This window comes from Amycolatopsis sp. NPDC043887 (assembly GCF_056435665.1).
Genome location: NZ_JBWKEB010000037.1, coordinates 1 through 10632 on the forward strand (window position 1 = coordinate 1; position 10632 = coordinate 10632).

At 68.6% G+C, this 10632-nt stretch carries 8 protein-coding genes; 3 read left to right on the top strand and 5 right to left on the bottom strand.

The window, feature by feature from the left end; genetic code table 11:
- Positions 1-129: 129 nt before the first annotated feature.
- The 5 genes from AC069H_RS42510 to AC069H_RS42530 all read right to left on the bottom strand — a co-directional run bounded on the left by AC069H_RS42510 (position 130) and on the right by AC069H_RS42530 (position 7554).
- Positions 130-2853: an AbfB domain-containing protein gene (locus tag AC069H_RS42510; protein WP_478236141.1), complete on the bottom strand. Its 2724-nt coding sequence runs from the start codon at positions 2851-2853 to the stop codon at positions 130-132.
- Positions 2854-2862: 9 nt separating this feature from the next.
- Positions 2863-3855: an ABC transporter permease gene (locus tag AC069H_RS42515; protein WP_478230785.1), complete on the bottom strand. Its 993-nt coding sequence runs from the start codon at positions 3853-3855 to the stop codon at positions 2863-2865.
- Positions 3852-4808 (bottom strand): ABC transporter permease, encoded by a 957-nt coding sequence (locus tag AC069H_RS42520; protein WP_478236142.1) that lies wholly within the window; start codon positions 4806-4808, stop codon positions 3852-3854. Before AC069H_RS42520 ends, AC069H_RS42515 begins: the two co-directional genes overlap by 4 nt.
- A 200-nt stretch (positions 4809-5008) precedes the next feature.
- The gene (locus AC069H_RS42525) at positions 5009-6484 is read right to left on the bottom strand and encodes a sugar ABC transporter ATP-binding protein (RefSeq protein WP_478236143.1); all 1476 of its coding nucleotides are present in this window, start codon (positions 6482-6484) and stop codon (positions 5009-5011) included.
- A 2-nt stretch (positions 6485-6486) separates the two neighbouring features.
- Entirely contained in the window at positions 6487-7554 is a 1068-nt protein-coding gene (locus tag AC069H_RS42530) for an ABC transporter substrate-binding protein (protein ID WP_478236144.1), read from the bottom strand.
- A 149-nt stretch (positions 7555-7703) separates the two neighbouring features.
- Here AC069H_RS42530 and AC069H_RS42535 point away from each other — a divergent pair, with 149 nt between their 5' ends.
- From AC069H_RS42535 to AC069H_RS42545, 3 genes are all read left to right on the top strand, one after another.
- A complete protein-coding gene (locus tag AC069H_RS42535; RefSeq protein WP_478230781.1) occupies positions 7704-8702 on the top strand; it encodes a LacI family DNA-binding transcriptional regulator in 999 nt (332 codons plus the stop codon).
- A 90-nt stretch (positions 8703-8792) separates the two neighbouring features.
- Positions 8793-9896, top strand: coding sequence for a sensor histidine kinase (locus AC069H_RS42540; RefSeq protein WP_478230780.1), 1104 nt, complete (start codon positions 8793-8795; stop codon positions 9894-9896).
- Positions 9893-10534 carry a response regulator gene (locus AC069H_RS42545; RefSeq protein ID WP_478230779.1) on the top strand — a complete coding sequence of 214 codons (642 nt, stop codon included), beginning with the start codon at positions 9893-9895 and terminating at the stop codon, positions 10532-10534. The genes AC069H_RS42540 and AC069H_RS42545 overlap by 4 nt, the downstream gene beginning before the upstream one ends.
- Positions 10535-10632: the final 98 nt, after the last annotated feature.

The following is a 10632-nucleotide window of genomic DNA, read 5'->3' on the forward strand; positions in this document are numbered from 1 at the left end:
TCACCACACAAGCCCTGGTCACCACGCCGACAGGCCGGTCAGTGTCCGTGAGGTCCTGAAACATCAACTGTCCGACATGTCCTGAACTCAGACAGACTGTTAGAACCGTCCTTGCCACTCACGAGCCGGCTACGGAGCCCAAGCCGCGGAGACCGCCCAGGTCACGTCCTGGTCGTACGAGACCGGGTTGTCGAACGGGTGGCCACCGCCGCCGGCGGCGACATAGACCTCTTCGGCGTAGTGCCGCATGTTCGTGCCCAGCTCGTTCACCGACGCCAGCCGGACTCCACCGGCCGCGGGCTGGGCGCAGAACGTCGCGTCCTTCCGGAACAGGTCGGTGTTGTCGTTGCCACCCAGCCGCACCCGGAAGTCCGCGTGCCGCAGGAACTGGCCCGGATAGTTGCGTGCCTCCAGCGAATAACACGACGGGTCCGCGAGACCGCGCCGCACGACGAACGTCGCGTCCGCCTTCAGCAACGCCGTACTCGACGCGTTCACCACGTCCGTCCGCGCGAGGCCGTCACGGTGCCGCAGGAAGCGTTCGGTGAAGCCGGGAGTCGTCACCTTGAACGACCGCGCCTGGTCCAGCGGCAGATCCGCGCCGCTGCGCCAAAGCGGGACCGACGCCGCCCACGTCGTGTCCGCCGCGAAGCTCGACGGGGTGTCCCACGGGTTCGGCCCGCCGCTGCGCGCCAGATAGACGGTCTCGGCGTAGTGCCGGATGTACGCGCCACGCTGGTTGAAGGACTCCAGAGCCGTTCCGCCGGCGCCTTCCCTCGCGCAGAAGGTCGCGTCCCCGGCGAACAGCGCCGAGCCGTCGTTCGGGTCCTTGCGGATCCGCGACGACGCGTGCCGCAGGAAATGCCCGGGGTGGTTCCGCGACTCGAACGACAGGCACGACGCGTCGGCCAGCCCCTGCCGGGCCCAGAACGTCGCGTCCTTCTTGGCGAGGTCCGCGCTGCCCTCGCCCAGCACATCAGTCCTCACGAAGTCGTCCTGGTGCCGCAGATAGCGATCCGTGTATCCGGCCGTCGTGACCCGCAGGGACACCGGCTCGCCCCGGCCCACCTCGGTGCCCTTGGCGATGGCGAGCACCTTCTGGTTGATCTCGCGCACTCGCGCCTCGGTCATCTTCAGCACGCGGCGGTCGTAGGTGTAGAAGCCGTTGACCTCGTTCTCGACATCGTACGGCTCGGTGTAGACCGACGCGGAAAGCCCGCGGCCGTGGACGAACCGACCGACCTGCTTGGTGATCTCCACGTACCGGTTCGTCAGCGACGTCTCGTCCGGATACAGCGCGCCGTACGCGAAACCCTTGCCCGGTTCCCATTCGTGCCCGCTGACGCGTCGCCCGAGCCCGCCGTATTCACCCAGCACGGCGATCCGGCGCGCGTCGGGTTGCCTCGTACCGGTGGAGACCTGATACGCGTGATCGTCGATCACGTCGCCGTTGCCCGGATCCGGATCGGACACACAGCAGTTCGAGCCGGAGTTGTGGTTGATCAGCCGAGTGTCGTCGATCGAGCGGACCAGATCGACGATCCGGCCGGCGTCGTACTCGCCCCAGCCTTCGTTGAACGGCACCCACTGCACGATCGAGGTGATGCTCTTGTGCTGCTCGATCATCCGCCGCAGTTCGGACTCGAAGTTCGCGTGCCCGTTCGGGACCTCGTCGATCGAGTCGAGCGACGGCATGTCCTGCCAGACCATCAGCCCGAGCCGGTCGGCGTGGTAGAACCACCGCGCGGGCTCGACCTTGATGTGCTTCCGGACCATGTTGAAGCCCAGTGCCTTCTGGCGTTCGAGATCGAACCGCAGCGCCTCGTCGGTCGGCGCGGTGTAGATGCCGTCCGGCCAGTATCCCTGGTCCAGCGTGCCCAGCTGGAAGACGAACTTCCCGTTGAGCAGCGGCCGCATCACGCCGCCGACCATCGCCTTGCCCAGCGACCGCATGCCGAAGTACCCGGTGACGACGTCGCCTCCCGGCAGCCGGACGCGCAGGTCGTAGAGGAACGGGTCGTCCGGCGACCACAGCCGCGCGTTCGGCACCGGAATCCGCAGGCGGGTACCGACGGTACCGGTGGCGGTGCCGACCACTTGACCACCCGAAAGGACTTCGGCGGTCGCTTGCTGCCCCGCGGTCCCTTGGACGACGAGGTCGAGCGCGCCGCCGGGAACATCGGGAGTGGTGTCGAGCCGCGTGATGTGCTCGGCACGCACCGGCTCCAGCCAGACCGTCTGCCAGATCCCCGACGCCGCCGTGTAGAAGATGCCGCTGGGTGCTTTGCGCTGCTTTCCCACCGGGTACCGGCTCCCGTCGACAGGAGACGCGACGCCGACGACGATCTCGTTCTCCCCCGCCTTGAGCGCAGGGGTGATGTCGAACGAGAAGGCGTCGAAACCACCGGTGTGGCTCCCGACCGGCGTCCCGTTGACCCAGACCCTGGTCTCCCAGGTGACGGCACCGAAGTTGAGCTTCACCCGGCGACCGTCCCAGGTGGACGGAACGGTGAACGTCCGGCGGTAGAACATGTTGTCCTCATGCCGTTTGATGCCCGAAAGCATCGATTCGATCGGGTAAGGCACGAGGACGTTCTCGCTCAACGGCCTGCCGATAGGCGGCGAATTCAGGTTCGGTGCACCGGTGAAACCCCAGGTTCCGTTGAGATTGAGCCATTCCGAGCGCACCAGTTGCGGGCGCGGATACTCGGGCAGCGCGTTCGACGGCGAGACCTGGCCGGTCCACGGGGTGGGGAGCGGGACGGGAGCGGCTTGGGCGACGGGGACGAGTGTCGTCGCGGCGGCCAGCAGACCGGCCACGACGCTCAGGGCGCGCGCGGTTCTTCGGTGCATGCGATCTCCCTATCTCCGGGCGGTCGTACGGGCCAATGACCGTTGCAGCACAACGACCACCAAGAGGAACGCACCGCTGACCACCGACTGGTAGTTGCTGTCGAGAGTTCCTATCTGGTTGATGACGTTCTGGATGACCGTTCGGATGCCCACCCCGATGACCGTTCCGAGAATCGTGCCCATCCCGCCGGTCAGCAGGGTGCCGCCGATGACGACGACGGAGATGGCGTCCAGTTCGAGGCCGACCCCGATCACCGTGACACCGGATTGCAGGTAAGCCGCGGTGAGCGCGCCCGCGAGCCCGGACAGGACGCCGCTCATCACGTAGACGGTGACCTTGGTGCGCGCCACCGGCAGTCCCATCAGTTTCGCGGACTGCTCCGAACCGCCGGTCGCGAACACCGACTGACCGAACCGGGTCCGCCGCAACAACAGCCCACCGACCAGGCAGAGCGCCGCCGCGATGAACACCGGATAGCCGAACCCGAACAGCGTGCCACGCCCGAGTTCGACGAACGCCTCGCCTTCCGGGATCTTGTACGTCGTCGCGCCCTCGCTGGTGATCGCGAGCAGCAGCCCGCGGGCGAACAGCAGGGACGCCAGCGTGACGATGAACGGCGCCATCCCGGTCTTCGCGACGAGCAACCCGTTGATCAGGCCGATCAGCCCGCACACCGCCAGCGGTAGCAGCAGCGCGACGAGGAATCCCCATTGCGACCCGTAGGCGGCGAGGACCCCGCCGAGCGCGTAGACGGATCCCACGGACAGGTCGATCCCGCCGGTGATGATCACGAAGGTCATCCCGAGCGCGATGATGGCGAGGAACGAGCTCTGCAACGCGATGTCGCGCAGGTTGTCCAGGCTGCCGAAGCGCGGGAACAGCAGCCACGCGACGGCGACCATGAGCACCAGCGCGATCGCCGCGCCCTGTTTCTGCAGCACTCCGGTCATCAGCTCGCGCCGCGCGGAGTCCTGGGCGGCCATCGTGGGCGCCGCGGTCATCGGCTGCTCCGTTCCCGTGCGACGTACACCGCGCCGACGATGATCGCGGCCTGGATCATCTGCGCGGTCGAATCCGGCAGGTTGTGCTTGATGAGCGTGGCGCGGACGAGCTGCATGAGCAGGACACCCATCACCGTGCCGAGGATGCGGACCCGGCCGCCGGTCAGCGGGGTCCCGCCGACCACGACCGCGGTGATCGCGGACAGTTCCATCAGCAGGCCGGCGTCCGCGGGGTCGCCCGCGCCGAGCCGGGCGGTGGACAACACCCCGGCCAGCGCCGCGAGCAGCCCGCAGATCGCGTAGACGCCGATGAGGACGCGAGTGACCGGCAGCCCGGCGAGCACGCTGGCCCGCCGGTTGCCGCCGATCGCGACCAGCCGCCTGCCGAACGCCGTCTTCCCGACCAGCGCCGCCATCAGCACGGCCAGCACGGCCGCGATGAGCACGCTCACCGGGATCCCGAGCACCTCGCCGGTGCCGAGCGCGAGGAAGCCCGGATCGTGCAGCTGGATCAGCTGGCCGTCGGCGAGCACCAGCGCCAGCCCGCGCCCGCCGACGAGCAACGCCAGCGTCGCCACGATGGGTTGAATCCCGACTCTGGCCACGAGAACGCCGTTGAACGCACCCGCCGCCAGCCCCGCGGCGAGCGCGATGGCGACCGCGGGCAGCGTTCCGTAGCCGAGGTACAGCGGGACGAGCGCGGCCGACAGCGCCATCACCGCGCCCACCGACAGGTCGATGCCCTCGGTGCCGATCACCAGCGCCATCCCGAGCGCGACCACCAGCACCGGCGCGGCCTGGATGAACTGAGTGCGGAAGTTCCCGACGGTCAGGAAGTTCGCCGTGAACGCGATGTTGAACAGGACGAGCGCGACGACGGCGACGTACACGCCGTACTCCTGCAGCCACCGCGCCGCCCGGGTCCGGTCCACCGTTTTCGCCGTGTCCGTCATGGTGGGCCCCGGTTCCTCCGTTCTCCGCTGAGTGCTAGTGGTTGCCATCGGATGTCCTTCGGGGGTATTCGGCGGATCCAGGTTTCCGCTGGGCTTGCGGCCGCGAGGGCCTCGTACCGGGTTGTACTCGGGCTTCGCGGCCGTGCGTCCAGCGGGAAGCTGGGCCGTCGAGACCCCCGGAGGACATCCGATGGTGACCACTAGTCATCCGCGCCGCCCGAGGCGATCGCGGCCAGCACGTGGTCCTGCGTCAGCTCGTCCCCCGCCAGTTCCCCGACCACCGCGCCGTCCTTGAGCACGATCAGCCGGTCGGCGCCGTCGAGTAGTTCGTCCATCTCCGACGAGATCAGCAGGACGGCGAGCCCGTCTTTCGCGAGTTCGTCGATGAGCGCCTGTACCTCCGCCTTCGCTCCGACGTCGATCCCCCGGGTCGGCTCGTCGAGCAGCAGCACCTTCGGTTCGGTGCAGAGCCAGCGGGCGAGCAGCACCTTCTGCTGATTGCCGCCGGAGAGCTCCGCGACCTTCTGATCCGGGCTGGAAACCTTGATCCGCAGGCGTTTCACGAACGTGTCGACGATTCGGTCCTGCCGGGCACGGCTGACCAGGCCGAAACGGGACAGCTTCGGCAACGCGGCGAGCACGATGTTCTCCCGTACCGAGAGATGCGGGATGATGCCCTCGGTCTTGCGGTCTTCGGCGAGCATGCTGACCCCCGCTCGCATCGCGGCGGCCACATTCCCTTGCGGGACTTGCTTTCCCCCGACGAGGACGGTGCCACCGGACAGCGGCAGATCGCCGACGATCGCCCGCGCGGTCTCGGTCCGGCCGGAGCCGAGCAGCCCCGCGAGGCCGACGATCTCGCCGGGTCTGATCTCCACCGATACCCCGGTCAGGCGGTTGCCGCTGGTGAGGTTCTCCGCGCGCAGCACCGGTTCCCGGCCGGCCTCGTGGTCACCCTCGAAGGCCGTCGCGCCATGCGAACGGATGTCGCCGACACTGCGGCCGAGCATCATCGACACCAGTTCCAGCCGCGGCAGGTCGGCGAGCGGGCCGGTGTGGACCCGCTTGCCGTCCCGCAGGACCGTCACCCGTTCGCAGATCCGGTACAGCTCGTCCATGCGGTGGCTGACGTACACGATCGCGATCCCGCGTTCGTGCAGCCTGCCCATGACCTCGAACAGCGTCTCGACCTCACGCGGCTCCAAAGACGACGTCGGCTCGTCCATGATCACGACGTCGGCGTCGACCGACACCGCGCGGGCCAGCGCCACCATCTGCTGCGCGCCGACACCGAGTGTCCCGAGTGGACGGCGGACGTCGGCGTCGATGCCGTAGTCCTTCAGCAGCGCCGCCGCGTCGGCGTTCATCCGCGCCCAGTCCACCAGCCCGAACCGCTTGCTCGGCTCGCGGCCGAGGTACACGTTGCTCGCCACGCTCATCAGCGGGATGAGGTTGACCTCCTGGTAGATCGTGGAGATCGCGCCCCGCGCGTGGATCGTGCCGGAATCCGGCTTGTGCACGCCAGTGAGCACCTTGATCAGCGTCGACTTCCCGGCGCCGTTCTCGCCCACCAGCGCGTGCACCTCGCCCGGCCGCAGCGCGAACGACACGTCGTCGAGCGCGCGCACCCCGGCGAACGTCTTCGTCACGCCTTCGACCTCGAGAACCGGTTCCATCGTCAGTACGCGTTCCCGAGCTTCTGGGCCGCGTTCGCCGAGTCGTACTGGTCGTCGGAGATCACCACGGTCGGCGGGATCTCCTTGCCGGCGGCGAAGTCCTGCAGCGTGGAGAAGGCGAGCGGGCCGAAGCGCGGGTTGGACTCGATCACCGCGTTGTAGCTGCCGTCGGCGATGAACTGGACGGCGTTGCGGGTGCCGTCGATCGAGACGATCTTGACGTCCTTGCCCGGCGTCTTGCCCGCGGCCTTGAGCGCGGTCACCGCGCCGATGCCCATCTCGTCGTTCTCGGCGTAGACGGCGGTGATCTCCGGGTTGCTCTGGATGAGCTGCTCCATGACCGCCTGGCCCTTGGACCGGTCGAACTCACCGGTCTGCTCGGCGACGATCTGGATACCCGTGGTCGCGGCGATCTCGTCCTTGAAACCCTTGGTGCGGTCGGTGGTCACGTTGTTGCCGGACGCCCCGAGCAGGATCGCGACCTTGCCGGTGCCGCCCGTGGCCTTCACCATCTCCTGCGCGGCGCGCTTGCCCTGCTCGACGAAGTTGGAGCCGATGAAGGTCAGGTAATCGGTACACGGCTGGGAGGTCACCTTGCGGTCGATCGTGACGACCGGGACCTTCTTGGCCTTCGCCGCGTCGAGGGCGGGCTGGAGGCCGTCGGAGTTCAGCGGGGCGACGATGAGCAGCTGCGCGCCCCGGTCCAGCAACGACTTGATGTCGCTGACCTGCTTGTTGAGATCGCTCTGCGCGTTGGTGATCAGGAGTTTGTCCGCCGGGACACCGAGTTTCGTCGCTTCGTCCTTGATGGACTGCGTCTCGGCGATGCGGAACGGGTTCGCCTCCTTCTCCGACTGGGAGAAGCCGATGACCGCGTTCTTCACGTCCACCTGCGGGTAACCGGTCTTCTCGCGGGCGCATCCCGGCCCCGCGGCCTGGTTCGGCGCCGCCGAAGCGGCCGGTCCTGCCCCCGACGGGGCGGATTGCTGGGTCTCGCGGCTGGTGCAGGCCGTCAGCGCGAGCGCGAGGCCGGTCACCAGGAGCAGGGTGCGGCGGATGGGCAGGGACATCGATCGCTCCTCGGGAAGTCGAGCACACGGATCTGCGGTGACCCATGTCACTCATAGGGACGATGCCAGATTTACATCGTTGGTACAACGTTGTAAATCCGCCGTTCGCGCGGCTAGGCTGTGCCGGAGCACTGCAGAGGGGAGCGAGGGTGGCCACGCTCAAGGACGTCGCCAAGCTTGCGGGCGTCTCGGTCAAGACCGTGTCGAACGTGGTCAACGGCTACGACTTCGTCAAGCCGGAGAACCGCAAGCGCGTCGAGGAGGCGCTGGCGTCGACCGGATACCGGCCCAACCTGGGCGCCCGCAACCTCCGCCGCGGCCGCACCGGGTTCCTCGGGCTGATGCTGCCCGAACTGAGCATCCCGTACTTCGGCGAGCTGGCGGGCCTGGTGCTGCAGGCGGCGCAGGAACACGAGTGGAACGTCCTGATCGAACAGACCCTCGGCACCAGGGAGCGGGAGCGCAACGCGCTGTCCGCGCTCGGCCCCCATCTGATCGACGGCGCGATCATCAGCCCGGAAGCCTTGCACACCAACGATTTCGAGGATCTGGCGCCGGGCGTGCCACTGGTGATGCTCGGTGAGCACGTCGTCGACGTCCCGATCGACCACGTCGGTATCGACAACGTCCAGGCCGCCAGGATCGCGGTGCGGCACCTGATCTCGCTCGGCCGCCGCCGGATCGCCGCGATCGGCGCGCATCCGCAGCGCCACACGGCCGCGCAACGGCTGGAGGGTTATCACTCCGCGCTCGAAGAAGCGGGGCTCGTGCCCATTCCCGAACTGGTCCTGCCCGCCCTGCGCTACCACCGCTCCAACGGTGCCGAAGCGATGGCGCACCTCCTCGCGCTGCCGGAACCGCCCGACGCGGTCTTCTGCTTCAACGACCTTCTCGCCATCGGCGCCCTGCGCGCCGCGGCCGAACGCGGCGTCCAGGTGCCGTCGGACATGGCGATCGTCGGCTTCGACAACAACGAGGAGAGCGCGTACAGCCTGCCGTCGCTGACGACGATCGCGCCGGACAAGGCGGCGATCGCGCGGGCCGCGGTCGATCTGCTGCGGCGGCGTATCGCGGGCGGGAGCGACCTGGAACCGGAAGACGTCCAGACGCCGTTCTCGCTGGAGATCCGGAACAGCACCATCGCCTGACTCCCGCGTTTCGTCCTCTGAATGCGGTGGTTGCACGCGCAAGTACCGCATTCAGAGGACGAAACGCGGGAGTCGTGGCATTGTGTGTCCGTGAACCGGGCTCTGGCCGCACTGACCCTCGTCGCGTACGTGACGTTGCCGCTCGGCTCGGCCAAATACGAGACGCTCGTGCTGCCGACGCTCCTCGCCGGGCTGGTCTACGCGGCGATCGCGATCGCCGGCTTCCCCTGGGTGCAGAAACGCGGGCGCCCGTGGGCGATCGCGTACGTCTGCGTTCAGTTACCGCTCGGCTTCACCCTGTTCTCCCTGTCGGGCGCCGCCATCGGGGCCGTCCTGCTTCTCGTGGTCCTCGTCTGTCACACAGTGTTGCTGCTACCGCTACCGGCCGCTTTCGGGGTCGCGGCGGTGATCCCGTTGATCCACCTGCCGATGGCACCGCTGGACGGGCTCCGCGAGGGGCTCGGGACGCTGGCGGTCATGGTCTTCGCCGCCGTGGTGACCGAATTGGTCGTCCGGGAGAAGCGGGCGCGGGAGGAGCTGGCCGACGCGCACGAACGTCTTCGCGACCAGGCCGCGCAGGCCGAACAGCTCGCCACGATCCAGGAACGCAACCGCCTCGCGCGCGACATTCACGACGGGCTCGGTCACCACCTCACCGTCGTCCAGATGATGTTGCAGGCCGCCCGCGCGGTGATCGGCACCGGCGACACGGAACGGGCCGACGGGATGCTCGCCAAGGCACAGGACCAGTCGCGCGAGGCGCTGGCAGAGGTCCGCCGGTCGGTGTCGGCGTTGCGGGAGCCGCGTTCCGAACCGCTCGCGGACGCGGTGCGGGCGCTGACGGAGGAGACTTCCGCGGCGGGCGTGCCGACCGGGTTCGAGGTCAAGGGCACCGCGCGGGACACCCGGGCCGACGTGGAGGAGTCTCTGTTCCGGGCGGCACAGGAGGGACTGACCAACGTGCGCAAGCACGCGCGGGCCACCGCCGCGACCGTGGTGCTCGACTACGCCGTCACCGATCGAATCCGGCTCGAGGTCCGCGACGACGGTCTCGGGTTCACCGGGGATCCCCTGCCGGACAAGGGTTTCGGTCTCGTGGGACTACGCGAGCGGGTCGCCGGGCTGGGCGGCAGTGTCTCGGTCGACTCCGAAGAAGGGCACGGCTCGACGCTCACCGTGGAGGTGCCGGGATGAGCGTCCGGGTGCTGATCGTCGACGACCAGGCGTTGTTCCGAGAGGCGTTGGCGACCCTGCTGGAAGTCCAGCCGGAGATCGACGTCGTCGGCGAGGCCGCGAACGGTGAGGAAGCCGTCCGGCGCTGCGCCGAACTCCGTCCCGACGTCGCGCTGATGGACCTGCGGATGCCGGTGCTGGACGGCATCGCGGCCACCGCACGGCTTCGAGCCGAGCAACCGGACGTGCGTGTCCTGGCTTTGACGACATTCGACGACGACGAGGACGTGTTCGCCGCGTTGCGCGCGGGGGCCGTCGGCTATCTGCTCAAGGACGTCTCGTCGACGCGGCTGGTCGAAGCGCTGGTCGCGGCCCAGCGGGGCGAATCGGTGCTGCAGCCGTCGGTCGCGGCGAAACTCGTCGCCAGGGTGGCACGGCTGCCCGCCGAGGCACCCCGGCCGTTGGCGACCCCGCTCTCGGAGCGTGAACTCGAGGTCGTCCGGCTCCTGGCCGGCGGCCGCAGCAACCGCGAGATCGCCAAGACGCTGTTCCTCGCCGAGGGCACGGTGAAGAATCTCGTGACGAGCGTCCTGTCCAAGCTCCAGGTGCGGGATCGCACCCAGGCCGCCCTGCGAGCGAAGGAACTCGGCCTGTTTTGAGCGGCGGGTCGTGGGGGGGGGGTTGGGGTTTTCCCCCAACCCCCCCCCCCCCCCCCCACGGCCCCATCCTTGCCTGGGTCCCTTTCCTACCACAAGAA